The sequence below is a fragment of the Geobacillus uzenensis genome (genome assembly GCF_002217665.1).
Taxonomy (GTDB): Bacteria; Bacillota; Bacilli; order Bacillales; family Anoxybacillaceae; genus Geobacillus; species Geobacillus subterraneus.
Map to the genome: position 1 here is coordinate 266,349 of NZ_NEWL01000006.1, position 24,213 is coordinate 290,561.

25 protein-coding genes and 2 pseudogenes are annotated in these 24,213 nt (G+C 54.2%); 8 read left to right on the top strand and 19 right to left on the bottom strand.

Going from position 1 to position 24,213, the window contains the following annotated elements:
* Positions 1 to 24: 24 nt before the first annotated feature.
* The 7 genes from B9L21_RS08785 to B9L21_RS08815 all read right to left on the bottom strand — a co-directional run bounded on the left by B9L21_RS08785 (position 25) and on the right by B9L21_RS08815 (position 8,956).
* Positions 25 to 2,208: a malate synthase G gene (locus tag B9L21_RS08785; protein ID WP_063166050.1), complete on the bottom strand. Its 2,184-nt coding sequence runs from the start codon at positions 2,206 to 2,208 to the stop codon at positions 25 to 27.
* 107 nt (positions 2,209 to 2,315) lie between these two features.
* Positions 2,316 to 3,761: an FAD-linked oxidase C-terminal domain-containing protein gene (locus B9L21_RS08790; RefSeq protein ID WP_063166051.1), complete on the bottom strand. Its 1,446-nt coding sequence runs from the start codon at positions 3,759 to 3,761 to the stop codon at positions 2,316 to 2,318.
* On the bottom strand, positions 3,758 to 5,116 hold the full coding sequence (locus B9L21_RS08795) for a (Fe-S)-binding protein (protein WP_063166052.1): 1,359 nt from the start codon (positions 5,114 to 5,116) through the stop codon (positions 3,758 to 3,760). The genes B9L21_RS08790 and B9L21_RS08795 overlap by 4 nt, the downstream gene beginning before the upstream one ends.
* Positions 5,117 to 5,118: 2 nt before the next feature.
* Positions 5,119 to 6,441: an FAD-binding oxidoreductase gene (locus B9L21_RS08800; RefSeq protein WP_063166053.1), complete on the bottom strand. Its 1,323-nt coding sequence runs from the start codon at positions 6,439 to 6,441 to the stop codon at positions 5,119 to 5,121.
* Between the two features lie 178 nt (positions 6,442 to 6,619).
* Positions 6,620 to 7,516, bottom strand: coding sequence for an NAD(P)-dependent oxidoreductase (locus tag B9L21_RS08805; protein WP_063166054.1), 897 nt, complete (start codon positions 7,514 to 7,516; stop codon positions 6,620 to 6,622).
* Entirely contained in the window at positions 7,513 to 8,307 is a 795-nt protein-coding gene (gene hyi / locus B9L21_RS08810) for a hydroxypyruvate isomerase (RefSeq protein WP_063166055.1), read from the bottom strand. Before hyi ends, B9L21_RS08805 begins: the two co-directional genes overlap by 4 nt.
* A 64-nt stretch (positions 8,308 to 8,371) precedes the next feature.
* Complete coding sequence (locus B9L21_RS08815) at positions 8,372 to 8,956, bottom strand: TetR/AcrR family transcriptional regulator (RefSeq protein WP_063166056.1); 585 nt, start codon at positions 8,954 to 8,956, stop codon at positions 8,372 to 8,374.
* A gap of 176 nt (positions 8,957 to 9,132) precedes the next feature.
* Between B9L21_RS08815 and B9L21_RS08820 the strand changes: the two genes are divergently transcribed.
* Together B9L21_RS08820 and B9L21_RS08825 are read left to right on the top strand one after the other, a co-directional pair.
* On the top strand, positions 9,133 to 10,020 hold the full coding sequence (locus tag B9L21_RS08820; protein WP_063166057.1) for an ABC transporter ATP-binding protein: 888 nt from the start codon (positions 9,133 to 9,135) through the stop codon (positions 10,018 to 10,020).
* Positions 10,017 to 10,817 (top strand): ABC transporter permease subunit, encoded by an 801-nt coding sequence (locus tag B9L21_RS08825; protein WP_063166058.1) that lies wholly within the window; start codon positions 10,017 to 10,019, stop codon positions 10,815 to 10,817. Before B9L21_RS08820 ends, B9L21_RS08825 begins: the two co-directional genes overlap by 4 nt.
* A 55-nt stretch (positions 10,818 to 10,872) precedes the next feature.
* On the opposite strand, the gene B9L21_RS08830 is transcribed toward B9L21_RS08825, so the two are convergent.
* From B9L21_RS08830 to cysK, 3 genes and pseudogenes are all read right to left on the bottom strand, one after another.
* Positions 10,873 to 11,511, bottom strand: a complete 639-nt coding sequence (locus B9L21_RS08830) for a Bax inhibitor-1/YccA family protein (RefSeq protein ID WP_063166059.1) — start codon at positions 11,509 to 11,511, stop codon at positions 10,873 to 10,875.
* Between the two features lie 412 nt (positions 11,512 to 11,923).
* Positions 11,924 to 12,445: pseudogene (locus B9L21_RS08840) on the bottom strand (AbrB family transcriptional regulator); the annotation flags it as partial.
* Positions 12,446 to 12,487: 42 nt separating this feature from the next.
* Positions 12,488 to 13,411, bottom strand: a complete 924-nt coding sequence (cysK, locus tag B9L21_RS08845) for a cysteine synthase A (protein ID WP_063166060.1) — start codon at positions 13,409 to 13,411, stop codon at positions 12,488 to 12,490.
* 221 nt (positions 13,412 to 13,632) lie between these two features.
* Here cysK and B9L21_RS08850 point away from each other — a divergent pair, with 221 nt between their 5' ends.
* Together B9L21_RS08850 and B9L21_RS08855 are read left to right on the top strand one after the other, a co-directional pair.
* Positions 13,633 to 14,736, top strand: coding sequence for a histidine kinase N-terminal domain-containing protein (locus B9L21_RS08850; RefSeq protein WP_063166061.1), 1,104 nt, complete (start codon positions 13,633 to 13,635; stop codon positions 14,734 to 14,736).
* 44 nt (positions 14,737 to 14,780) lie between these two features.
* The gene (locus B9L21_RS08855; RefSeq protein WP_063166062.1) at positions 14,781 to 15,137 is read left to right on the top strand and encodes a hypothetical protein; all 357 of its coding nucleotides are present in this window, start codon (positions 14,781 to 14,783) and stop codon (positions 15,135 to 15,137) included.
* A gap of 75 nt (positions 15,138 to 15,212) precedes the next feature.
* Here B9L21_RS08855 and B9L21_RS17645 read toward each other — a convergent pair whose 3' ends face one another.
* Together B9L21_RS17645 and B9L21_RS08860 are read right to left on the bottom strand one after the other, a co-directional pair.
* A complete protein-coding gene (locus B9L21_RS17645) occupies positions 15,213 to 15,353 on the bottom strand; it encodes a hypothetical protein (protein ID WP_168157886.1) in 141 nt (46 codons plus the stop codon).
* A gap of 73 nt (positions 15,354 to 15,426) precedes the next feature.
* A pseudogene (locus tag B9L21_RS08860) lies at positions 15,427 to 16,820 on the bottom strand (hypothetical protein).
* A gap of 196 nt (positions 16,821 to 17,016) precedes the next feature.
* On the opposite strand from B9L21_RS08860, the gene B9L21_RS08865 reads away from it, so the two are divergent.
* The 3 genes from B9L21_RS08865 to B9L21_RS08875 all read left to right on the top strand — a co-directional run bounded on the left by B9L21_RS08865 (position 17,017) and on the right by B9L21_RS08875 (position 18,973).
* Positions 17,017 to 17,202, top strand: coding sequence for a hypothetical protein (locus B9L21_RS08865; RefSeq protein WP_063166063.1), 186 nt, complete (start codon positions 17,017 to 17,019; stop codon positions 17,200 to 17,202).
* A 20-nt stretch (positions 17,203 to 17,222) separates the two neighbouring features.
* Positions 17,223 to 17,513, top strand: a complete 291-nt coding sequence (locus tag B9L21_RS08870) for a spore coat protein (protein WP_063166064.1) — start codon at positions 17,223 to 17,225, stop codon at positions 17,511 to 17,513.
* Between the two features lie 95 nt (positions 17,514 to 17,608).
* Positions 17,609 to 18,973 (top strand): S8 family peptidase, encoded by a 1,365-nt coding sequence (locus B9L21_RS08875; protein WP_063166065.1) that lies wholly within the window; start codon positions 17,609 to 17,611, stop codon positions 18,971 to 18,973.
* Between the two features lie 205 nt (positions 18,974 to 19,178).
* On the opposite strand, the gene B9L21_RS08880 is transcribed toward B9L21_RS08875, so the two are convergent.
* The 4 genes from B9L21_RS08880 to B9L21_RS08895 all read right to left on the bottom strand — a co-directional run bounded on the left by B9L21_RS08880 (position 19,179) and on the right by B9L21_RS08895 (position 20,644).
* Positions 19,179 to 19,757 carry a YitT family protein gene (locus B9L21_RS08880; RefSeq protein WP_409071362.1) on the bottom strand — a complete coding sequence of 193 codons (579 nt, stop codon included), beginning with the start codon at positions 19,755 to 19,757 and terminating at the stop codon, positions 19,179 to 19,181.
* Positions 19,758 to 19,951: 194 nt separating this feature from the next.
* Positions 19,952 to 20,122: a twin-arginine translocase TatA/TatE family subunit gene (locus B9L21_RS08885; protein WP_011231011.1), complete on the bottom strand. Its 171-nt coding sequence runs from the start codon at positions 20,120 to 20,122 to the stop codon at positions 19,952 to 19,954.
* A 108-nt stretch (positions 20,123 to 20,230) separates the two neighbouring features.
* Entirely contained in the window at positions 20,231 to 20,410 is a 180-nt protein-coding gene (locus tag B9L21_RS08890; protein WP_063166066.1) for an H-type small acid-soluble spore protein, read from the bottom strand.
* Positions 20,411 to 20,413: 3 nt separating this feature from the next.
* The gene (locus tag B9L21_RS08895) at positions 20,414 to 20,644 is read right to left on the bottom strand and encodes a hypothetical protein (RefSeq protein WP_225995642.1); all 231 of its coding nucleotides are present in this window, start codon (positions 20,642 to 20,644) and stop codon (positions 20,414 to 20,416) included.
* A gap of 65 nt (positions 20,645 to 20,709) precedes the next feature.
* Between B9L21_RS08895 and B9L21_RS08900 the strand changes: the two genes are divergently transcribed.
* Positions 20,710 to 21,705, top strand: a complete 996-nt coding sequence (locus B9L21_RS08900) for an acyltransferase family protein (RefSeq protein ID WP_063166067.1) — start codon at positions 20,710 to 20,712, stop codon at positions 21,703 to 21,705.
* 60 nt (positions 21,706 to 21,765) lie between these two features.
* Here B9L21_RS08900 and thiE read toward each other — a convergent pair whose 3' ends face one another.
* From thiE to thiM, 3 genes are read right to left on the bottom strand one after another with little or no spacing between them, the layout of a single operon-like run.
* On the bottom strand, positions 21,766 to 22,431 hold the full coding sequence (thiE, locus tag B9L21_RS08905; RefSeq protein WP_063166068.1) for a thiamine phosphate synthase: 666 nt from the start codon (positions 22,429 to 22,431) through the stop codon (positions 21,766 to 21,768).
* A 5-nt stretch (positions 22,432 to 22,436) separates the two neighbouring features.
* Complete coding sequence (gene thiD / locus B9L21_RS08910) at positions 22,437 to 23,240, bottom strand: bifunctional hydroxymethylpyrimidine kinase/phosphomethylpyrimidine kinase (RefSeq protein WP_063166069.1); 804 nt, start codon at positions 23,238 to 23,240, stop codon at positions 22,437 to 22,439.
* A 15-nt stretch (positions 23,241 to 23,255) separates the two neighbouring features.
* On the bottom strand, positions 23,256 to 24,065 hold the full coding sequence (thiM, locus tag B9L21_RS08915; RefSeq protein WP_063166070.1) for a hydroxyethylthiazole kinase: 810 nt from the start codon (positions 24,063 to 24,065) through the stop codon (positions 23,256 to 23,258).
* Positions 24,066 to 24,213: the final 148 nt, after the last annotated feature.

Consider the following 24,213-nt stretch of genomic DNA (forward strand, 5'->3'; position numbering starts at 1 on the left):
CCCTGTTCCGGAGCGACAAGTCGCTTATTGCTGAACGGCGGCAAACTTCGCTTTCGCCTCATGGCGGCGGCGGTGCAAAATCGGCTCCGTATAGCCGTTTGGCTGTTCATAGCCGAGGAAGATGAGATCGCATGCCGCTTGGAATGCCACCGAATCATCATAGTTTGGCGCCATCGGCCGGTAGTTCGGATCGCCGGCGTTTTGTTCATCGACGACTTTCGCCATTCGCTTCAGCGTCTCGAGCACTTGCTCTTTCGTGCAAATGCCGTGGTGGAGCCAGTTGGCGAGAATTTGGCTCGAAATGCGGAGCGTCGCCCGGTCTTCCATCAGTCCGATGTTATGGATGTCCGGCACTTTCGAGCAGCCGATCCCTTGGTCAATCCAGCGGACGACATAACCTAAAATGCTTTGGCAGTTGTTGTCGAGCTCTTCTTGGATTTCGTCCGCCGTCCATTGCGGGTTGTTGACGACCGGAATTTGCAAAATGTCATCGCGGTAATCGTTCCGGCCGTTAGCCAGCTCGTTTTGTACAGCGGCAACGTTCACCTGATGGTAATGGAGCGCATGGAGCGTGGCGGCTGTCGGCGACGGCACCCATGCCGTATTGGCGCCTGCTTTGAGCTGCGCTCCTTTTTGCTTCAGCATTTCTGCCATCAAATCCGGCATCGCCCACATTCCTTTGCCGATTTGCGCCCGGCCGCGGAAGCCGGCGGCAAGCCCAACGGCGACGTTCGATTTTTCATACGCCTGCAGCCAAGTCGATGATTTCATCTCGTTTTTGCGCAGCATCGGCCCCGCTTCCATCGACGTATGAATTTCGTCTCCGGTCCGGTCGAGGAAGCCGGTGTTGATAAAAATGATGCGGTCGCGCACTTGGTAAATGCAGTTTTTCAAGTTGAGCGACGTCCGCCGCTCCTCATCCATGACACCGATTTTAATCGTATTCCGCTTGAGGCCGAGCATATCTTCGACGCGGTCAAACAGCTCGTTGGCAAACGCCACTTCCGCCGATCCGTGCATTTTCGGCTTGACGATGTAAATCGAACCTTTGCGCGAGTTCAAGTAACGCGTGTTGCCGATCAGCGAATGTTTCATAATCAAGCTTGTAATCACCGCATCGATGATCCCTTCATGCACTTCTTCGCCGTTCGCATCCAAAATGGCGTTGTTTGTCATCAGATGGCCGACGTTGCGCACAAACATGAGCGAGCGGCCCGGCAGCACAAGCTCTCCGCCATCCGGCGTTTTATATACGCGGTCCGGATTCAAGGCACGCGTCAACAGTTTCCCGTTTTTCTCAAACGTCGCTGTCAAATCACCTTTTATCAAACCAAACAAGTTGCGGTACACGACCACTTTATCCTCGGCATCGACAGCTGCGACCGAATCTTCGCCGTCCATAATCGTCGTCACGGCCGCTTCTAGGACAATGTCTTTGACCCCGGCTTGATCCGTTTTTCCGACCGCATGCTCGCGGTCGATTTGAATTTCAATGTGAAGGCCATTGTTCTTCAGCAACACCGCTGTCGGATGTTGCGGGTCGCCTTGGAAGCCGACGAATGTTTCCGGCTCTTTCAGCCCTGTTGTCGCCCCGCCTTCTGTCGTCACGACAAGCTGCCCGTCAACAATGGCGTACTGGACAGCGTCTTTATGGGAATATTGCGCCAGCGGCACCGCTTCATCTAAAAACTGCCGCCCGTAGGCGATGACTTTCGCTCCGCGAACCGGGTTATACGATGAACCGCGCTCGGCGCCGTCTTCTTCACTGATGGCGTCCGTGCCATACAACGCATCATACAAGCTGCCCCAGCGGGCGTTGGCAGCGTTTAATGCATAGCGGGCGTTCGTCAACGGAACGACGAGCTGCGGCCCGGCTTGCACGGCAATTTCATCATCGACATTGTCGGTCGTAATCTCAAAGTCCTCGACTTCCGGCTCCAAATAGCCGATGTCTGTCAAAAACGCTTTATATTCGTTAAAATCAAAGCGGCCGCGATGCGCTTTATGCCACTCATTCAATTTTTCTTGAATTTCGTCGCGGCGGGCGAGCAATTCTTTGTTGCGCGGCGTCAAGTCGGAAATGAGCGCGCCGAAATCGCTCCAAAACTTGTCTTGATCCAACCCGCTGTTCGGCAGAAGCTCCTCGTTGACAAAGTCGTACAACACTTTGGCGACTTGGATGTTCCCTTTTTGTACGTATTCGCCCATTATTCTCTTCCCCTCTCTTGTTTCTTATTACGAAACATCGTTTCTCAATTTCTCTAAAAAGATGATACCATGAAACGAAATGACTGGCAATCGTTTTCAAAAAATTTTCATTTCACTGTCGACGGCATCTTTGTCTCTACACAACGTCCCGGCGTCGGGAACAGCTTGCCGGCGTTGAGCAAGTTTTTCGGGTTAAACACGTCGCGGATTGCCGTTTGCGCCAAAATTTCCTCATCAGTGAAAATGAAGCGCATCTCTTCTTTTTTCTCAATGCCAACGCCATGTTCCCCTGTAATTGATCCGCCGACCGCCGCGCACGCCTTGAGGCATTCGCTTCCGGCGGCAAGCGCCCGCTCCGTCTCCCCAGGCTTGCTCGCATCAAACAGCACAAGCGGGTGCAAATTGCCGTCGCCGGCGTGGAAAATGTTTGCGATTCTCAGTCCATACTTGCGGCTGATATCGGCGATTTCCCGCAGCACTTCCGGCAGACGGCTGCGCGGAATGACGCCATCTTGCACTAAATAGTCAGGCGAAATCGCCCCCATGGCGCCAAAGCCGGTTTTCCGGTTCGCCCACCAGCGGGCCCGCTCTTCCTCTGACTGGGCGACTTTCACTTCGCGCACATGGTGGCGGCGGCAAATCGTTAAAATATCGTCGATTTGCTCGTCAATCCCGGCGGAAATGCCGTCCACTTCAATGAGCAACAGCGCGGCGATGTCTTTCGGATGGCCGACTGGAAACGCGGCCGCTTCAACCGCCTCGATGGCCGTCTGGTCCATCATCTCCAGCGCCGCCGGCACGATTCCAGCGGAAATGATGTCGGAAACGGTCTGGCTCGCATCTTCCACTTCGTCAAAATAGGCGAGCACCGTCTGTTTGGCCTCGGGATTTTTCAGCAGACGGACGGTAATTTTCGTCACGATGCCAAGCGTCCCCTCCGATCCGGTCAACAACCCGAGCAAATCGTAGCCGGGCGGGTCGGGGACGCCGTTTGCGCCGATTTCAATCACTTCGCCGTTCGGCAGGACGACTTCAAGCCCCAAAATATGGTTCGTCGTCACCCCATATTTCAAGCAATGGGCGCCGCCGGCGTTTTCCGCGACGTTGCCGCCGATCGTGCAGCAGTATTGGCTTGACGGATCGGGCGCATAGTAATAGCCGCGGTGGGCGACCGAGTTCGTCAACTTCAAGTTGACAAACCCCGGCTCGACGACGGCGCGCCGGTTTTCGAGATCGACGTGCAACAGCCGCTTCATCCGCGTTAGGCTGATGACGACTTCGCCGTTTAGCGGAATCGCCCCGCCGCTTAACCCCGTGCCGGCGCCGCGGGCGAGAAACGGCAGTTCGTGCTCATGGCAATATTTGACGACCGCCGCCACTTCCTCGGCGCTGTTTGGGAATACGACTGCCTTCGGCAAATGGCGATGGACGGTAAAGCCGTCGCAGTCATAGGCGATCAAGTCTTCCTTGCGGTACAAAATCGCCGTTTCGCCGACAATGCGGGCGAGCGCCCGAATGTGCGGGTCGTTCGTTGCAATGGGCCGTTTTCTCATATGCGCACGTCCTTCCCTTCCTCTTTTTGGTATGCCCAATCAAGCAGCTGCACCGTATGGACGATTTTTTGGTTCCGCCCGTGTTTCATGACGCCAAGCGCCATTTGCAGCATGCAACCCGGGTTGCCCATCGAGATGAGTTCCACATCTTGCGGCACGTTTTGCATTTTGCTCTCCAGCACCGCTTGCGCCATTTCCGGGTGGGTGATGTTGTAAATCCCTGCGCTGCCGCAGCAGCGGTCGGCGTTCGGCATGGCGACCATTTCCACGCCCGGAATGCTGTTGATCACAGCGCGCGGCTCCTGGCGGATGCCTTGACCGTGGGCTAAATGGCACGCATCATGGTACGTGAGGCGCACGTTCAGTTCTGCCTTCGGCGGCTTGAAACCCGTGTCATGCAAAAATTTGGACACATCCTCGACTTTGGCGGCAAACTGTTCCGCTTTTTCATGCCATGTTGGATCATGCCGGAACAACTCCGGATATTCCTTCAACATCGCGCCGCAACCGGCGGCGTTGACAATGACATGGTCGACCTCTTGAAACGCCTCAATGTTTTGCTTGGCGAGCTTCCGCCCCGTTTCGCGGTCGCCGGCATGAACATGAAGCGCCCCGCAACACGTCTGGTTCGGCACGATGACGACATCGTTGCCGTTACGCGTCAACACGCGGATCGTCGCCTCGTTAATGTCGGAGAACATCACGTCCATCACGCAGCCGGTCAAGATCGCGACCGTCCGCTTCGTTTCCCCTTTGGCCTTAATCAGCGGCTCACGCTTATACTTTTTCCGTACCGGCGTGCCGACTTCCGGCAAAATGGCCTCCATCTCAGCCAAATGGTCCGGCATGACCCGCAGCACCCCGGTCTTACGCGCCACCGTCTGCAGCCCGCTTTTTTGGTATAGCTTCAACAGGCGGCCAAACCAATCAAGGCGCGACGGGTGCGGGAACACCCCTTTTAAGAAAAAGTCGCTGACAAACGCCTTCCAGCCCGTGAGCGGCACCGCTTGGCGGAGCTGACCGCGCACTTGTTCAATGAGCCCGCCGACATCGACATCAGCCGGGCAAGCCGTCGTGCAGGCACGGCAATCCAAGCACGTAAAAATCGGATCGAGCAAATCAGGCGTCAACTCAAGCTTCCCTTCGCCGACCGACTTCATCAAATGAACGCGGCCGCGCGGAGAGTGCTGTTCTTCACCCGTCTGTTCGTACGTCGGGCATGATTCTAAACACATGCCGCAATGAACGCAATCAGCCCACTTGCTCGGGTCCGGCAAATCGTGAAAACGATAGTTGCCGAGGCTCGCGGTCGCACACGCCGGGCTGTCCGCCCGCTCATTCATCACTGTGCTCATCGTTAAATCCCCCCAATAAAGCGCTGATCGTTGACCGTTTTGTTTGGATCGACTTTCCGTTTGATGCCCTCAAGCAAGAAAAAGTATGATGGCTTTCCGCCCCAGACATCAATGCGCTGGCGCAGTGAAAACGGCAAATGCTTGACGACCGCATAGCCGCCCAAGCGGACCGCTGTTTGGCGCAACTCCTCAATGGCGGCGGCGACCCCCTCTTTACTGCCGCGCACATACGCCTGACAAAGCCCATGGCCCAATCCGCCGTGCGCTTCGACTTGAACGTGGCAGCGATCAGCGATTAACGCGCTTTCCCGCAAGATCGAGAGCACGTCCAAGTTAACGACGCCGATTTTCACTGCCGCTTCCACGCTGTCCCCCACGGTTGTCAGACGCCCGTTCGGCGCGATCGTGTAAAACATCCGCCAAAAAGCTTCCACCTTCTCACCGGCTAAAATGGCCATCGCAGCCGTCCTCGGACAGAGGCGTTCCACCCACTGCTCTTGATAATGGACGGCCTTTTCCACGTCTTCAAACCCGATCGCGAGCGTATAGACAGGACGTCCCGTCAACCGCTCGGCAAGCGCCGGGTTGAGCAGTTCAAAACAAACCGGCTCCATCATCGTATCAAGGAACGAAACGGCGAACGAGCGAATCTCGTGAACATCGCCGCTTGGGAACGATAACAAAACAACGCTTTCATATTTCGCGAGCGGCCGGAGCTTCAGCGTGATCTCGCTCAGCACGCCAAGCGTCCCCATCGCCCCGATAAACAGTTTGTTCATGTCATAGCCAGCGACGTTTTTCACTACTTTGCCGCCGGAGCGGATGACCGTGCCGTCCGGATACACGCTGCGCAGCCCGATGACCGAATCGCGCGCCGATCCGTAGCCAAGCCGCTTCGGCCCGCTGTCGTTCGCGGCAATCACTCCGCCGATCGTCGCTTCATCCGGCCAGAACGGATCTAACGCTACTTTTTGCCGGTGCGGGGCAAGCGCGCGCTGCAAATCACCGAACACCGTTCCCGCTTTCACGGTGACGGTCATGTCGGCGGCCGCGTGTTCGACAATGCCGGCATAGTTTTCCAAAGACAGCAAAATATCTGCCTGTTCCCGCTGCCCGCCAAACCCTCGTTTCGTGCCGCGGCCCGTGACGACGACTTTTTTGCCATGATGGTCGGCATAACGGAGCACCGCGGAGATGTCTTCTTCCGTCTGCGGGTAAACGGTCACCGCGCCGCTATTGCCAAGCGGGTGAGGAGATTCATTTGTTTTGATTTGTTCTGGACGCAAGAAAGCGCTTAACTCATCGAGCCATGTCAACGAGAGCATTGTCGCCCCTCCTTTGTTTCGCGATAGGAAACAACGTTTCTTTTTTAATTTTTAAAAAAAGCGAAACGCGCTCAACGTTTCAGCCAAATTCACCTCCTGCAGGAGGTGCCGCTACCTCTATTAAATCATTGATGACCCATTTTTTCAATGAATTTTTTGAATTTCCATATCATTTTGTTCATTCCGTCTCTTTTACCGTCACCCCGACTCGCCGCTCGAACAGTTGGATGACCGCGGACATATCCAAATCAGCGAGGCCAGCGTCCATCGCCGCCGCAAACGTTTCTTCAGCCTCGGCTCCGAGGCAGCGATTGATGCCGATTTCGTTCATGAACGCATTCGCCAAGCGCACATCTTTATGTACATACTTCACCGCCCCGCCAGGCGCGAATTGACGCGGCAGCACGAACTGCTCCATATGGCGGCGCAGCATCCGGCTGTCTCCGTAGCTTTCTTTTAGCAGCCGATACAGCTTCCCGGCGTCGAGCCCGTAAGCGACGCCGGCGGCCATCGCTTCCGCCGCGGCGACGGAATGGACGGCAACTAAATATTGATTGAGTATTTTCGCCGCACTGCCGGCGCCGCTTTCCCCTAAATATTCGACTGTTTTTCCTAACACGCTCAGAAGTGGCCGTACCCGCTCCCATGCTGCTTGATCGCCACCGACCATCATCGTGAGCGTCCCTTGTTCCGCCCCTTCCGGCCCGCCGCTGACCGGCGCATCCAAATAGGAGACGCCGCGCTGACGGGCCCATTCGGCCACAAGCCGGCTCGTCTTTGGGCCGACGGTCGTAAAATCGAGGCAAACCGCTCCCGGACGGGCCGCATCGAGAATGCCGCCTTCCCCTGTATACACATTGATGACATCATCCGGCATCGATAAGCATGTGCAAATGACCTCCGCCCCGCCGGCCAGTTCTGCCACTGTCGCCGCCTGTCGGGCGCCAAGGTTGACAAGCGGAACCGCTTTTTCTGGCGTACGGTTGTACACCGTGACATTGAATCCCGCTTCCACCAGGCGTCTGGCCATGCGCGAGCCCATCACGCCCAACCCGATAAAGCCGACATTCGTCATCGTCCTGCACCTCCTCTCATGCGATATGCTTCATACCAGGCAAAGCTCTCGCTGCTTTCCCGCGCCGGGATGTACTCGAGCCCGACCGCCCCGCTGTAACCGCGCTCCTGCAAAAACGAAAAAATGTCGCCATACGGCAGCGCCCCCGTCCCCGGCTCATGCCGCCCGGGGGCATCGGCGAATTGAACATGGGCAATGAGCGGCTCGTAAGCAGCAAACGTGGCCGCCACATCGAAGCCAAGCCGCGCCATATGATAGATGTCATACTGCAGCTTGATGTTCGGCCGGCCGAGATCGCGGATGATCGCCGCTGCTTCCGCAATGTCCGTTAAAAAGTAGCCGGGCATATCGAACGGATTGATCGGTTCAAGCATCAGCGTCAGCCCATGAACCGCAAGCGCGGCAGCCGCTTCGTCGATGCGGTGCATATACGTTTCCTTCGCCCGCTCGCGCGGCATCTCCTTCGGCACGATCCCGGCCATGCAATGAAGATGCGGCACGCCAAGCTTTAGCGCATAACGCACACCGTCCTCAAGAGCGCGGCGGAATTCATCATGACGGTCGGGGAAAATCGCGAGTCCGCGCTCTCCCTTTTCCCAATCGCCAGCCGGCAAATTGATCAACACGAGCGACAACCCGTGCTCTCCCAACTCGTCAGCCATCGCTTCCGGCGCCGCCGCATACGGGAACTGGCACTCCACAAGCGAAAACCCGTGCTGCTTCGCCTTCGCGAATCGAGCAAGAAACGGCACTTCAGTAAAAATCGTTGACACATTGACGGCAAATTTCATCCTGTGACTCCTTTCCCCCTTTTGTTCTTTTTGTTATTCTCCTTACCCTCTGTCGATTCCTGCCTCACCGCGTCTCCCCTTTCACACCGTAAAAAAACAGAAGGAGCAGCTCATCAATCAGCCGTTCGCTGTACAAAGAAACAGGGATTTTCTCTGACACGTCGCGCCATAAGTTCAAATACAAAAGCAGCGTATCAATGGATAAGTACGGGGCAATCTCTCCCTTTTCTTGGGCTTCGCGAATCATTTCGATCACCAGCGGCAGCACCCGCGTTTCGTAAAGCACATCGACCGAATGGCGAAATTCATCATCCTCCTTTATAAGGCGATGAATGAGGTCAACTTGGATTTCTCCCAACACTTTTTTCTTTTGAAAAATGATATATTTCACTTTTTCTGCAAATGAGCGGTCTTCTTTTAAAAAGGCTTCGTATTCTTCCACCTGGCGGATCATATAATCGATAAGCGTTTCGCGGACGAGATGTTCCTTGCTCCCGAAATAATTGTAAATCGTCACTGGCGACACGTTAGCCTGCTTGGCGATCATTTGGATCGTCATCCCGCGCGGATCGCTCGTCCGCAGCAACTCCAACACCGTTTGCTTGATCGCCTGTTTTTTTTGTTCCGTCCGCCTGGTAAATCCATTCATCAAAAACCACCTTCCGTCTCGCTTTTCTTTTATTTTCTTCATTCTACCCTTAATTTTAATAAAATAGAAATAAAAATTACAAAATTAATTGATAAACACTTAAATTTTAAAATATAATAGGAATGAAATGTTTTTATATAAATATTTCAAAATTTATCTCTAGGGGAGATCATGTCATGATCGAATTGCAACAGTTAACGAAAGTCTTTCCGAACGGTCGGGGCATTTTTGATGTCACCTTCACCGTCCACCAAGGCGAAGTATTCGGATTTTTAGGGCCGAACGGCGCGGGAAAATCAACAACGATCCGGCACTTGCTTGGATTTCTGAAACCGACGAAAGGACGCGCTTTCATCTATGGATTCGACTGTTGGCGAGAGTCCGTCCGCGTGAAGGCATTGGTCGGCTATTTACCGGGTGAAATCGCTTTTCCCGAAGGAATGACCGGAATGGAACTGCTTGACCTGCTCGCCGGGATGCGGCGAATGAAAACGACACGCTATCGTGATGAACTAATTGAACGGTTGCAATTAGACACCCGCCTCCCGATCCGGAAAATGTCCAAAGGAACAAAACAAAAAGTCGGCCTTGTCGCCGCTCTCATGCATAATCCCGAAGTGATCATTCTCGATGAACCAACATCCGGCCTCGACCCGCTGATGCAGCAAACGTTTATCGATCTCCTTCGCGAAGAAAAACAGAAAGGAAAAACCATCTTTTTATCTTCGCACATCTTCCCTGAAATCGAGCGGACATGCGACCGGGTGGCGATCATGAAAGACGGCCGCTTGATGGCGGTCAACGATGTTCATGAATTGCAATCGATGCAGCGGAAACTGTTCGATGTCATGTTGTCTCGTGAAGAGGAGGTTGCCCAATTGCTTTCCTCGCCGCTCGAGGTCATCCACCATGACGGCCGCCGCGTTTGCATCGCGGTGCAAGGAAACTACAATGCCTTCATTCGCGAGCTGGCCCAATACCAAGTGCAAAGTCTCGATCTCCGCACACAAAGCCTAGAAGATATTTTTATGCATTACTATGACCACCGGAGGGATGAACAATGAATGTCTCCTTATACAAACAAATGCTCAAAGCACAGACAAAAACGATCATTGGCTATTCGGCCGGATCTGCCTTTTACATCGCACTGGTGGCTGCCCTTTATCCATCGTTGGCCGACTCGAAAATCATTAATCATTATTTACAGCAGCTGCCAAGCGGGTTTCTAAAAGCGTTCAACATCACCGGTATGGGCAATTTGCTTGAATTCATCGCCGGAGAATATTACGGATTGCTGTTTCTTTTGCTCGGGTCCATTTATTGCGTTACCGCTGCCAATCAACTGCTGGCTCGGCCCATCGACCGCGGTTCGATGGCATATTTGCTTGCGACGCCGAATTCCCGGCAGACCATCGCCTTCACCCAAGCGCTCGTGCTGCTCACTGGACTAGCAGCCATCATTCTCACCTCCGCAGCGGCCGGCTTTGCTGCCGATGCATGGCTAGTCACGAATGATGCTCTGCACCAAAAACGATTTCTCGCAATCAATGTCAGTGGCTTTCTTCTCTTTTTCGCCATTAGCGGCTATTCATTTTTCTTTTGCGCCGTAGCCAATGACGAAAAACGAGCACTGTCGTTATCGGGCGGAGCCACCGTTCTGTTTTACAGCTTGGATCTCATCGGCAAACTGACTGAAAAAGCGGAATGGCTCCGATATGGATCGATCTTTGCCGCTTTCGAGCCTGGAGCCATCGCTCAAGGTCAAGCGGAATGGCTCCCATCCTGTCTGCTATTGGCAATCGGCGTTATCAGCTACACAGCGGGGATTGTCACTTTTTCCAAACGCGATTTGCCGCTTTAATGACACCATCACGGAAAAAGGGCTGCTCCTTTGGGAAGCAGCCCTTTTTTGGCGCTCAATCTTCATCGCTGGCGAAAAAACGCAAAATGTAGACAAACAAGTTGATGAAATCAAGGTAAATATTGACGACAATCATCGGAATGTCCGCTTCCGTAAAGCCGTAGCGGGCCAAGCGGTTGATGTCGTAAATCGTAAAGCCAAGGAAAATCAAAATCCCTAGCGCCGCCACTCCCATTTGCCCGACGCTCGAGAACGGGATGAACCATTGAATGATCAATAGGCCAAGGAGCGCAAACGCGCCAAGCATCAAAAATCCGCCGAGGAACGAAAAATCTTCTTTCGTTCTCGCCGCATAAATGGCAACACCCGTAAACGAGACAACCGCTAGGGCAAACGCTTTGAACACCGCCGCGGCGCCAATGATGGAAATGTAATAGCCGATGAGCGGATAGAGCGTCGCGCCCGAGACGAGCATAAACGCAAACATGAGCGGATAGCCGACCGCTTTTTTGCGGCGGGCGAAAATCATCACCAAAAGCAAAATCAGTTCAAGCGCATAAAGCGGTAAATAAAGGCCGGCCGGCACCCATTGCCCGGCGTACAGACCTGCAGTCGCAACGGCCAAAGCCGCGAGAAATGAAACCGCCAGCTTGGCGACCGGGCTGTGCGGGCGGTAAACAGTCGATTGATTCATCACGATTCCCCTCCCTCTAGAAATGTTGATCTATCAAGGCTTTTCGGCCTCTCAGGGGTGTCCAAAAAATATTTTTCGACAAAATCCCTTACATCCTTTTTCAGTTTTGTGGATATCTTACAGACCTAGGGTGCGGGCGTAGTGGGTTCGTTTCGCGATATCAATACCCACGACAAGCGTTTGTTCGGTTACTTGATCAATTTTATAGTTTTGTGTACAATTCATCTGAAGTCCTCCTTGGTATGGTGAGTGATGTGGTTGACACCCCTGTATCATACCAAGAGGGCTTTTTTTGATCAAGTCCCCGGAAAAGCTCCTAACGGGAATGCTCCTTTTTCTTTCTAGTTTAGCATATGTTTGTCACTTATCACAGCCCCCACTTTTTCCGCCGCTATAGCCATCGTAGCCATCCTTATCCGCCGTGCCGCATTGGCCAACGTTCGATTCGTTGAAACCAGCGGGTAGCGAACAGTTTTTTCAGCACTGGCGGGACGACGAACAGGATGAAAAAAATGCGGAACATTTGGTAACTCGTCACGATCGCAAGGCTCGCGCGCGCTTCCTGCGCCAAAATCCCCATCTGATCCATGCCGCCCGGCGCCAAAGCGATAAAGGCGGTCAAATAAGGGACGCCGTGCAAGCTTGTTAGCACAAACGCGGCAGCCATAGAAAACAAAATGAGGGAAAAACCCGTGACAGCCGCCGCAAGCATCATTTTCCGTTTCTCCTTGATGTCAGCCGGCTTAAGCGTTAAACCGAGATAAGCCCCCATCGTAATTTGCGCGATGTCCAATATCGGCGCTGGCAAATCCGGTGCAGGCACCCCAGCGATCACCAGTGCTGCCGTCCCGATGATCGGGCCAAGCAAATAAGCGGTCGGCAGTTTCATGCGCTTGCCAACGAGTGCGCTAGCCACGGTAACGACGAAATACAATGAACGGCAAGGAGACGTGACGTCATCTTTTGCGCCGTCTGGTTAATCAGCGAATAAATCCGATGACAAGTACCGTTCGCCCGAATCAGGCGCCATGCAAAGGACGCGCGCTCCTTTCGGCAGCTGCCTGGCCACTTTGATGGCGTAATAGGCGCTCGCAGCAGCCGAGGCGCCGACCAACATGCCTTCCTTCGCCGCCAGTTCGCGTGCCATCTGCTGGGCGTCTTCATCTTTGATCAAAAAAATGTCGTCATAAATCGAACGGTTTAAAATGCTTGGGATAAACCCCGGACCTGTGCCGGGAATTTTATGCGGCCCCGGCTTGCCGCCCGACAAGACGGGCGAGCCGTACGGTTCGACGACATAAATGCGCAAATTCGGAATCCGTTTTTTCAATTCTTCTCCCGTTCCCGTCACCGTTCCCCCGGTGCCGGCAGTGAGCACGAACGCATCGAGCCGTCCAGCGAACGCTTCGTAAATTTCCACCGCCGTCGTATGCCGATGTGCGTCCGGATTGGCCGGATTTTCAAACTGCATCGGGATGAAGCTATCCGGGATTTCGCGAGCGAGCCGATTCGCCTCGTCGATCGCTCCTTGCATCCGTTTCTCCGCCGGCGTCAAATAGACTTCTGCTCCGTACGCCTTTAAAATTTTCACCCGTTCGACTGTCGCGTTATCTGGCATCGTGATGATGCAGCGATAACCGCGGGCGGCGCATACCATCGCCAAACCGATGCCGGTGTTGCCGGACGTCGGTTCAATGATCGTGCTTTCTCCCGGCGTAATTTTCCCTTCCGCCTCGGCGCGGCGAATCATTTCCCAAGCCGGTCGATCCTTGACGCTGCCGCCCGGATTGAACGATTCGAGTTTCATATATACATCCGCCCCGTTCGGGTCCGGAAGGCGCCGCAACTTCACGATCGGCGTGCCGCCAATTAGGTCTAAAATGGAGTCATACAGTTTCACAGCGTTCCCCAACCTTTTTGGAAGAGATTTCTGACTGCTTCATTATACATGATTTTGCCTTTTTTCTTCAAACGGTCTGCCTCGCCTCATGTGGACGGGCATTTCCTAGCTTTTTTGTAAAAGAAAACGAGTTTTATCGGACATATCGCGATTTTCCCTCTGTTCTAGTTCGATATTCCCCCTTATAATGATAATAAATGACGGAAAGCGAGGTGGCTTTTTTGGCATCTGCCGCACAGCAGCTCGTCACCCATTTGGAAACCCATCTGCCCAGCTTCCTTTCCTATTGGCGGCAGCATATGAAAATTGCCGACGATGATAAATACATTGACCGCGTTGAACAAAATGGCTTGGCAATGTTTGCGCTAGTCAAAGAAGCGTTGCTGCGGTCGCTGTCCGGTGAGACAGTCGAACGGCTGGCCAATAAAATTGCCAAGGAACGGGCGGAAATGAACGCCGGCATCGGCGCCCTCGTCTACAACGTAAATTTGGGGCGGCGGTTGATCATTAAGCACGCGTTAACCGCACCATTGCCGATCACCGAGCTGGCTCCGCTCGTCGACCATATGAACGAGCTGTTTGATCAATTTTTGTTTCATGCCGTTAAGAAATATAACGAACTGAAGGAAGCGGAGCTGCACGAGAAAAATCTATTGATCGCCAGGTCGCACCAAGATCGGCTGACCTTGCTCGGACAAATGTCGTCCAGTTTTGTTCACGAATTTCGCAATCCGCTGACAGCCATTATCGGTTTTATCCAACTGTTAAAATTTGAGCATCCTCACTTGCCATATTTAGACATTATCGACCATGAGCTGCAGCAGTTGAAATTTCGTATTTCGCAATTTCTGCATGCCTCGCGCAAAGAAATTGCCGAGAGCGAAAAGAAAACATTTTCGCTGCGCCAACTGTTAGAGGAAATCATAGATTTTTTATACGCGACGATCGTCGACAGCGATGTCGACATTTCGTTGGCGATCGATGAATCCATACATATTTTTGCCTATAAAGATCAGATTCGCCAAGTATTAGTAAACATTTTGCTCAACTCGATCGAAGCGGTGAAAGAAAAGGAAAAACCGCGCCGCATCAAGATCGCTGCCCGTTCTCAGAACGGAACGGTCACTGTCGAAATCGCCAACAACGGTCCGGCGATCCCCGCCGATATCGTCGAGACCATTTTTGAGCCTTTTTTTACGACCAAAAAATTAGGGACGGGCATCGGCCTTTACATTTGCAAAAAAGTGATTGAAGACCATGGGGGCAAAATCAGCTGTTCGTCTGATGCCAATATGACGACCTTCTCCATCCGGCTGCCTGTATAGCGAGCGGCGGAAATGGGCATGCTGGATGAAAAAAGGTGATGCTGATGAACTCGTCATGGAAAAATTGGCTGAAACAAACAACCGCTGCCATCCGTGAATGGATGCAGCGGGAAACCCATTCGTTCGCCGAGCTGGCCGAACTCATTCGCCATCATCCGGATACCGTCCGGTCTGAACGGACATGGCTCGGCTTGACGTACCGATTTTACTCGCTGACGCTCGATGGCGCGGCGCTCAAAATGGAAACAAAGGTCACCCCTACGGGAAGGGAGCGCATTTTACAATTGTCGCTCCACACCCCGCGGGCCAAGGCGGCGGTGTACCGTTGTTACGACGAAACATGCGGCTTGGATGACACCGTCGCCACCCCGCCGCTTTCGCCAAAAACCGCACCGGTTTGATCACGGTGCGGTTTCGTTTGTCCTCTTCACCGAAGCGGACTCCGCTTTCAAGCGGGATGAACGCGGGAAAAGAGATCAACCTTTCATGCCTTGCAGCCATTCTTGGTAACACTCCGGGCAGAGCGTTTCCTCACGCTCCTCGCCGTTGGTATGGAACGAAACGTAATGCACGTTGTCGTCGCACTCGCACTGGCAATAAAAGCATGTTTCGTTCATCGTTTTCCCTCCCTTGCCTAGTAGTGTGAGCCGCTAAACAGCAGCTGTTGCAAGGGAACTGTTCCCAGGGCGGTCAACGCGATGTGAGCGACAACAAATAATCCAATACCGCTTCTTGCTCCTCCTTCGTAAATCCGGCTTGACGGTCGATCCAATATCGATGCCCCTCCCCTGTCACATGCACTGTCGGCAAGGCGGGATCAGTGGTATTCGCAGCGATGACGCGCTGGCGCCACGTCCGGTCAATAAGCGCCCGCAAGCTGTTGCGCGCGTCGGGGACAATGCCTTTTCCGACCGTGCCCGCCAGCCCGAGCTCCCCGTTCGGTCCAACCGCCACACCGCCATCATGCAAGTATGGAGCGCTCCAAGCGAGCCCGATCAGGCTCGGCACTGATTGGCGGCATTTTGCAAAATCGTGCCGAGATACACTTCCTTGTCAATGCCAAAGAGCGCCTCGCTAATTTCCGCCTGGGCCAACGAATCGGCATTTTGCGCATGCACGTTGTTGCTGAAAGCGGACAAACCGCGGAACGGGCCAACGGCGGCGAAACCGCTCCACCCGTACGGATGGTCGCCGCGTGTAAACGAGTCGGGAATTTGCGCCGGATTCGCTTTCATGTCGATCGTCGAATCGAAATTGCCGCGCGGCCAGCTGGCAAAAATGCGGTCGACTTCCCGCTCAAGCCGCTCCGGGTCCGGAAGCGCCGCTTTACGTCCGCGCGAGTCAACGATCGTCCGATTGAGCGAGTCGATATAGTCGCGCAACGAACGAATGTTGGCATGAGTGAAATAGGCGGCCGAATTCGTCGCTAGTGCCATCAACAGCCCGGCATTTAAGTCATTGTTTGGCGCCCCTTCCACCACTTTTTTCGTCTGCGGATCGACCGTCGCGTGACAAGCCGCGCAGCTGATGCCGACGCGCACGCAGCCGCCATCGGTCACAATCGGCATCCCGAGCGGCAAGTATGACCCTTTCGGCACATCGATGCCGGTGTCAATCAGCTCCCCTTTTTTATACGTCCGGTCGCCGATCGTTACATCTTCCGCAAGCGGCACGCGCAAGTTCGTCGTCCCTTCCCCTCTTAGCGCGGCAATCGCTTTCGCTATATTGGCGAGCGTCAGCGGCCCGTCGACGATGCCCATAATGTCGGTTAAGAACACTTCATTCCCAAATGTTTCCTTATAAAACACCTCTTTGCCGAGACGAAGCAGCCGGTCATCGACGAGAACCGCTCCGTCCTCTTCCCGTAAGCGCCCGTTTGCCGTCGACAATGTTTTCACGCGGCCGTCATCCGCGCCGATCCAACGTCCCCACCAGTCGATCCCAGTTCGCTCGCTTGCTTTATACGGCTTCACCGCTTCGTTGTCCGGTACAGCCGCGTACTCACCCCGGCGCAAAAGAAGAGCGGCCCCGGCAGCCAAAAGAAGGAGAACCGCGATGCCTAACGCAATGGCTGCCTTTTTCATCCGTTCATTCACCCCCTGCATGAAAATGGATTGCGGACATAGTATGCCCCGCCACCGGTAAAACTTGAGGCACACCGCCGGCGCTTTTTTCCGATGGGACAGCTGCCTCGAAGCGCCATCCCCGACGTTTCCATCACTCCCCACCTATACGGCAGGCAAATGGGCACATACTATGTCACGGAAGGTGGTGAAAGGGATGAAAGCGGCAGGAACGCACGAAACACTCGAGTTGCACGAGCTGCTGATGTTTAAAAACACATGCCTCGCCAAAAGCATGGCCATGCGGCAAATGGTGATCGACCCGCAACTGAAATCGCTCATCGAGCAAGACATCCAAAAAACAACGCAGCATATCCGCGACTTGCAAAACTTATTATCGTAACGAACGAAGGAGGGACAATGATGCAGGCAACAATGACGCCGACCGGCGTATTAAATGATCAAATGATCGCCGCCGATTATCTCATTGGGGCGAAAAGTGCGATCAAAGGGTGCGCGATGGCCATTGCCGAAGCAGCCACCCCGGAAGTGCGCAATACGCTGAAGCAACATTTAAATGATGCGATTGCGTTTCATGAGCAAATTAGCCAATATATGGTCAACAAAGGGTATTACCATCCGACCAACGTTCAAGAGCAGTTGCGTATGGATATACAGGCAGCGCAACAAGTGCTGCAATCAGCCGGACGCTAGATGAATTCATGGGATTCGCCCATTAAAGGGAGAATCCCATTTTTTCATCATTTGCCCGCCATTCGCCCATCCTAACAAAGAAGGAGGTGAACATCATGAATCGCCGATTGACGATATGGGCAGCCATTAGTGCCGTCGTAGTTTTGGCCGTCGTCACTGCCATCAGTTTCAACCGGCCGGCGACCGAACGAAACGCCCCGGCCCCGCCGCGGCTTGAACCGTTTGACATAAAAGACGCGCGCACCCACCCAACCGTCATCGCCTTAGACAGCCTCGGCGCAGGGGAACAGCTGAAACAACAATTGAACGAGCACCCGCGCGTTCGGGAAATCCGCCATAACCAACGTGGCGACCGAAGCCACTATTTTGAGAACGAAATCGTCGTCCGTTTCCGGACGACGCCTGCGGACCGCGACATTCAGCAAATGGAGGCGGCCATTGCCGGACGGCTTGTCAAGCGGCTTGACCATGTGTTTGTGTTCCGTTCGCGCGAGCGGACGTATGAGGAAATGCGCCGCTATTTCCGCACGATTCCGGCGATCGATTATTGCGAGCCGAACTACATTTACATGCAAAATGACCTTTCGTGGCCAACGGAAGGGCCGAACGATTCGTTTTATGCCCGTTACCAATGGAATTTGCCAGCCATTTATACGGAAGCCGGATGGACGTTGTCGCGCGGCAGACAAACGGTGCCTGTCGCCGTGATCGACAGCGGTGTCGATGTAACTCATCCGGATTTGGTGCGCCGCCTCGGTCCGGGGTACAACGTATTGGCCGACAACCGCTCTCCGGATGACGAAAACGGCCATGGCACCCATGTTGCCGGCATCATCGCTTCGCAGCCAAATAATGGCGAAGGGGTCGCCGGCATGACATGGTTTAACCCGATCATGGCCGTCAAGGTGTTAAACGCTGACGGCTATGGGACTAGCATTGATGTAGCAAAAGGAATCCGCTGGGCGGTCGACCGCGGAGCGAAAGTCATCAATTTAAGTCTTGGCAATTATCAGCCGTCCTCGGTGCTCGAGGAAGCGATCCGCTATGCTTATGCCCATGACGTCGTGCTTGTGGCGGCTTCCGGCAATGACAGCACGTCCCAGCCGAGCTTTCCGGCCGCTTACCCGGAAGTGATCAGTGTCGGAGCGGTAGACCCGGATCTTTCGTATGCGTTGTACTCCAACTATGGTGATTATGTAGATGTCGTCGCGCCCGGGACGAACATTGCCAGCACGTTTACCGGACACCGGTACGCCGCCCTTTCCGGCACGTCGATGGCCGCGCCGCACGTCACTGCGCTCGCCGCCTTAATTCGCTCTATCAACCCGCGCCTTACAAACGACGAGGTGCGCCGCATGATTATTCAGAGCGCCGACGATTTAGGCGAACGCGGAAAAGACCCGCATTACGGCTATGGGCTTATTAACGTCTACCGCGCGCTCGAGCTGGCGAAACAGTGAACAAGCGCCCGCCTTCCATCTGAAACAGCTTGCATATCGCCCGCTGCAGCGGATTGCCTCCATTGCAGCGGATCGTTGCAGGCTAGGGGCATCCAAGTTCGATGACGCCCGCATTCCCCTCTTTATCATATGTCCAACGGAAAAGTTCCCGCCTCTTAACCGGCGGGCAGGCGGGGAATGTTCATGAAAAACGATGGGGGCCAAGTTACACCCCCGTCGTTTTTTCGCTCGTTAACATTGTCGTCACCGCTCCGACGACCGTGACGACAACTAACGAATAAATAAACGGCACCGAGTCAATCATGAGACTCCCGGTCGAAATAATGCAAGCATCAATGACAAAGATAATCACCCCCACGTTCCAATTCGTCCACTTGGCAATAAACTGAGCGAGCAAATCGGTGCCGCCCGTGCTTGTCTCCTCGCGCAGCATCAGGCCGATCCCCGCGCCGACGAGCATCCCGCCGATGATTGCGCTCAAGAGCGGATTCAACGTAACTATGCCGCGCAAAATCGACAATACGTCAATCATCCACGAGGAGAATAGAAGGCCGTGCAAGCTGTTGTAAAAAAACGGACGGTAATAAAACCAAGCCGCCAAATAAAGAGGAACGCTTAAGATGACCATCGTCAGGCCTGCTTGAACGTGCCAGACGTATTTGGCGATCAGTCCAAGGCCGATCATCCCCCCGTCAAGCAAATGATGGGGAACTAAAAAGACGTTAATGCCGATGCCAAGCAGCACGCTCCCCCCAACGATTGCCATTATTTTTCTCATCACCATGGTTGATCCCCCCGCCACGTTGGCCATTTGGCCGACAAAAAAAACGAACAACATGTTCCCACATGTATGTATATGGCCTTTCGCGGTCAAGCTTGTCTCTTTTTTGCTGCGCTGGCGCAGGAAAGCAATGAATCGTTTGGCGGCTCGCGGACAAAAAACAAAAAATAAGAGGCTAAGCCTCTATGCCTAGCCTCTTATTTTTGTGCTTTTGTCGTCTCGTCGTCGTCGATGATGCCTTTTGTTGCATTTTTAAATTCACGCAACGTTTTCCCAGCTGCTTGTCCTAATTCGGGCAGCTTTTTCGGACCAAAAATCAACAAAGCGAAAAAGACGATGAGCGCAATTTCCCCAAAGCCGATGTTCATGTTTGTCACTCCAATGTTCAAACGTCATTTTTTAAGTCATTATATCATACTGGGGCCATACGTGTCATCGGCTTTCCCTTGACAAACGAGCGGCAGCTTGCCCGGCGCTTATCGCTCCTCGAGCAGGCGCACCGGCACATCTTGCTCGCGTTCCGGCTCATCGGCGAAATAAATGCGCGCCATTTCCTGCTCTTCATCGACGTGTTGGATGATCACCGGTTTTCCTTCATACGTCACCGAGACGATCTCCCCGGCCTCGGCAATCCGTTTTGCCCGGAGCAGCTCCATTTCTTATTCGCCCCCTTTCGCGCTGTCTTCCGCTTGCGTCCGCAAGCTTTTCCAAAACAACTCATCGCTGCAGACGATCTCATGCAGTTCGCCTTCGTCCCCTTTAGCATTAATGATTTGCAACAACTGCGTCATATCCTCGGTTTCATGCTGACCGTTTTTCACGAAATCATCACCTTTCTTTGGCAAACTGATGTCCACGGACAGCCGTTCCCCACAGCCGCCATGTTTCAACTGTTGACTCCCCCAAAAAGAAGGAGTATGATTCGAATTGGTGTGTATAGAAAGGAGGAAACACCGTGAAGGAGCGGGACTATTATTTTGACAACGCGAAGTGTGCGTTAATGCTTCTTGTCGTGTTTGGCCACTTTCTGCGCCCGTACATTGACAGCGTCTTATGGGTGCACAGCTTGTATACGTGGATTTTCTTTTTCCATATGCCGGCGTTCATTTTCATCTCCGGCTATTTCGCCAAAAAGTTCCATGAGCGCGGCTACTTGCAAAAAATCACAAAAAAGCTGCTGTTTCCGTATATTTTGTTTCAACTTCTATATTCCGTCTATTATTTCTTTTTGTATGACAAGCGGTCACTTGAGCTCGATTTATTGACCCCGCACTGGAGCTTATGGTTTTTGCTTAGCCTGTTCAGTTGGAACGTCTTGTTGCTATGGTTCGGCCGGCTGCCAAAGCGAATGGCGCTGCCGCTCGCGCTTTTGCTTGGGCTCATCGGCGGCATGATGGAAGCGGAAAAATGGCTGAGCTTGTCAAGAACGCTCACGTTTTTCCCCTTCTTTTTGCTCGGGTTTTTCTTCGAAAAGCCGGCAATCGAGCGCCTGTTTGCCGCCTCGATGCGCCTCGTTTCGCTAGTCGTGCTTGCCGGCATGTTTTTGCTCATTCACTTTGGCTTTCCGGATTTGCCGCAAGATTGGCTGTACGGTTCGAAGTCATACGATACGCTTGGCGTCTCCGAACCGGCCGGCATCGCGAGCCGCCTTGCCATTTACGGGGCAAGCTTGCTGATGATGTTCAGCTTCTTATCGTTCATCCCGAGACAGCGCTTCTCTTTTTCCGTGCTGGGAGCGCGCACGTTTTACATCTATATCTTGCACGGGTTTATTTTAAAATATTTGCACGAAACGCCGTTCCCTGACTTTATTATGGATGTGCATGGCTATCCGCTTCTGCTTGCCCTATCGGTTGCCGTGATGCTCATCCTCGGGAGCAAACCGGTCATTCGGCTCGTGCGGCCGCTTTTGGAATGGCGGCTGCCGAAATGGCGACAGACAGCATCGTAGCGCGAAAAAAAGGGTGTCCCGCAAATGGGACACCCTTTTTTCTGGCGGTTTCGCCGCCGTTTAGCGCGGGCCGGCGGCCCGCACCGCCGCTGCCAACGCTGCAGCCGCCGCTTTTGGCTCCGGAGCGGAAGCGATGGCGCTAATGACTGACACGCCATCCGCTCCGGCTTCAATGACCGCTGTTGCATTGTCAACCGTAATGCCACCGATAGCGACAATCGGGATTGTGATGCCTTGTTCGCGCAGATGGCGGAGAACGCCGGGACCTTGCGCTTCGCTCGCATCGTCCTTTGAGCGTGTCGGGTAAATCGGGCCGACGCCGATGTAGTCGGCGCCCGCTTCGATGGCCGCTCTCGCCTCTTCGGCATTATGCGCCGAAACGCCAAGAATTTTATCGCCGATCTTCTCCCGCACGCGCCGTGCGTCTTCATCGTCTTGACCGACGTGGACGCCGTCGGCATCAATGGCGAGGGCCAGTTCAACATCATCGTTGACGATCAACGGCACGCCATACGCGCGGCAAAGGCGCTGCAGCTGCCGAGCCAGCGCTTCTTTTTCCGCCCCTTTTAAGGCATTGGCTCCTTTTTCGCGAAATTGAAACAGCGTCACGCCGCCGTCAAGCGCCTCTTTGAGCACATCGGCGGCCGGGCGTTCACTGTTTTGGCTTCCCATAATAAAGTAAACGGCAAGCCGCTCTTTCATCTCCTCACTCGCAATGCGCGCCATCGCTCTCACTCCCCGTATTGCCGGTATGCCCAATGGTTCGTCGGCCCGTGGCCCTGGCCGATGCCGAGCGGCTCGGAGATCGCCGCCTGCACGAACGATTTCGCCGTCCCGACGGCATCGACCGGATGTCTTCCTTTTGCCAGCTCAGCCGCCACCGCTGCGGCGAACGTGCAGCCGGTTCCGTGCGTATGGCGCGTGTCAATCCGCTTGCTTTTGAAATACGAAAATTCGCTGCCGTTATATAATAAGTCAACCGTCTCCTCGCCCTCATCGTCATGGCCGCCTTTAATGACGACATAGCGGGCACCCATGCGGTGAAGAAGGCGCGCCGCTTCCCGGCGGTCATCCATCGTGCGAATGGCGATGCCGGTCAACGCTTCCGCTTCAGGAATGTTCGGCGTAATGACAAACGCCAGCGGTAACAGCGCCTCTTTTAGCGCCGCCACCGCCTCTTCCTGCAACAGCGGGGCGCCGCCTTTAGCGATCATCACCGGGTCGACGACAAGCCGCTCCCAACCGTGCTTTTTCACTTGTTCCGCAACGGTGCGGATGATATCAGCGCTAAACAACATCCCGGTTTTAACCGCATCCGCGCCCAAGTCGGCCGCAACCGATTCGATTTGTGCGGCCACCGCTTCAGCCGAAAGCGGGTAGACGCCTTGCACGCCGAGCGTATTTTGCGCGGTCACCGCCGTAATCGCCGACATGCCAAAGACGCCAAGCTCTTGAAACGTTTTTAAGTCCGCTTGAATGCCGGCGCCGCCGCCGCTGTCCGACCCGGCAATCGTCAACGCTTTATACACCGTCATCGTTCTCCTCCCCTTTCACCGTTGTTCGACCCGTCCATCCCGCTTCACATCATCGACGCCAATGCGAGCCAAGGCGTCCAAAAACGCCGCCTGAAAGCTGCCTGGGCCGTGTTTTTCGGCTTCAGCGGCCGCCTGTTCAGCCGCAACCCCGTAATACGCTAGCGCCGCCACCGCCGCCTTCACAACATCCGGCTCAACGGCGGCAAACGCGCCAACTACCGACGTTAGCAAACAGCCTGTTCCCGTCACTTTCGTCAACAGCGGATGGCCGTTGCGGATCAAATATGTTGCCTGTCCATCTGTGACGACATCTTCTTTTCCGGTAATCGCCACAACGGTGCCAAGCTTGGCGGCCGCCCGTTTGGCCAAGGCGACCACGTCCCCGCTTCCTTGGCCGGCATCGACCCCTTTAATCATCCACGGTTCGCCGATCATATTGGCGATCTCCGCTGCATTGCCGCGCACGGCCGCGAGTTTGATCTGTTCGGCGATGTAGCGTGCCGTCTCCGTTCGGTAGCTGGTCGCTCCGGCGCCGACCGGATCGAAAATCACCGGCACGCCAGCCTCATTGGCCGCCCGGCCGGCCATAAGCATCGCCTCGACTTCCGTCGCGTTCAACGTTCCGATATTCAACACAAGCGCCCCGGCAAGCTTCGCCATCTCGGCCACTTCCTCTTTCGCATACGCCATCACCGGCGAAGCGCCAAGCGCCAAGAGTCCGTTCGCCGTAAAATTCGTCACGACGACATTCGTGATATGATGGACGAGCGGATTCGCCTCTCGCACCCGCTCAAGCAATTCCGCCCATTTGTGCCAGTTGTCCATCTCCGATTCTCCCCTTTCCGAGCGAAACCCTTTGCTAGTTTTTCTGCTTGGCAGCGTAAGTGCGGCTGCCATGCTCCGACTAACGAAATGATGAGTTCGTCCCATCCATCAGTCTACTCTTTCTTTTTTTCAATTGCAAGAAAAGAAA

Coding starts and splice junctions, on each gene's coding strand:
- B9L21_RS08880 (WP_409071362.1), bottom strand. CDS start 19,757: ATGGTGATGAGAAAAATAATGGCAATCGTTGGGGGGAGCGTGCTGCTT.
- B9L21_RS08875 (WP_063166065.1), top strand. CDS start 17,609: ATGAATCGCCGATTGACGATATGGGCAGCCATTAGTGCCGTCGTAGTT.
- B9L21_RS08785 (WP_063166050.1), bottom strand. CDS start 2,208: ATGGGCGAATACGTACAAAAAGGGAACATCCAAGTCGCCAAAGTGTTG.
- B9L21_RS08825 (WP_063166058.1), top strand. CDS start 10,017: ATGAATGTCTCCTTATACAAACAAATGCTCAAAGCACAGACAAAAACG.
- B9L21_RS08795 (WP_063166052.1), bottom strand. CDS start 5,116: ATGAGCACAGTGATGAATGAGCGGGCGGACAGCCCGGCGTGTGCGACC.
- B9L21_RS08805 (WP_063166054.1), bottom strand. CDS start 7,516: ATGACGAATGTCGGCTTTATCGGGTTGGGCGTGATGGGCTCGCGCATG.
- thiE (WP_063166068.1), bottom strand. CDS start 22,431: ATGGCGCGCATTGCGAGTGAGGAGATGAAAGAGCGGCTTGCCGTTTAC.
- B9L21_RS08870 (WP_063166064.1), top strand. CDS start 17,223: ATGCAGGCAACAATGACGCCGACCGGCGTATTAAATGATCAAATGATC.
- B9L21_RS08885 (WP_011231011.1), bottom strand. CDS start 20,122: ATGAACATCGGCTTTGGGGAAATTGCGCTCATCGTCTTTTTCGCTTTG.
- B9L21_RS17645 (WP_168157886.1), bottom strand. CDS start 15,353: ATGAACGAAACATGCTTTTATTGCCAGTGCGAGTGCGACGACAACGTG.
- hyi (WP_063166055.1), bottom strand. CDS start 8,307: ATGAAATTTGCCGTCAATGTGTCAACGATTTTTACTGAAGTGCCGTTT.
- B9L21_RS08820 (WP_063166057.1), top strand. CDS start 9,133: ATGATCGAATTGCAACAGTTAACGAAAGTCTTTCCGAACGGTCGGGGC.
- B9L21_RS08830 (WP_063166059.1), bottom strand. CDS start 11,511: ATGAATCAATCGACTGTTTACCGCCCGCACAGCCCGGTCGCCAAGCTG.
- B9L21_RS08890 (WP_063166066.1), bottom strand. CDS start 20,410: ATGGAGCTGCTCCGGGCAAAACGGATTGCCGAGGCCGGGGAGATCGTC.
- B9L21_RS08790 (WP_063166051.1), bottom strand. CDS start 3,761: ATGAGAAAACGGCCCATTGCAACGAACGACCCGCACATTCGGGCGCTC.
- B9L21_RS08815 (WP_063166056.1), bottom strand. CDS start 8,956: ATGAATGGATTTACCAGGCGGACGGAACAAAAAAAACAGGCGATCAAG.
- thiM (WP_063166070.1), bottom strand. CDS start 24,065: ATGGACAACTGGCACAAATGGGCGGAATTGCTTGAGCGGGTGCGAGAG.
- B9L21_RS08855 (WP_063166062.1), top strand. CDS start 14,781: ATGAACTCGTCATGGAAAAATTGGCTGAAACAAACAACCGCTGCCATC.
- B9L21_RS08865 (WP_063166063.1), top strand. CDS start 17,017: ATGAAAGCGGCAGGAACGCACGAAACACTCGAGTTGCACGAGCTGCTG.
- B9L21_RS08800 (WP_063166053.1), bottom strand. CDS start 6,441: ATGCTCTCGTTGACATGGCTCGATGAGTTAAGCGCTTTCTTGCGTCCA.
- thiD (WP_063166069.1), bottom strand. CDS start 23,240: ATGACGGTGTATAAAGCGTTGACGATTGCCGGGTCGGACAGCGGCGGC.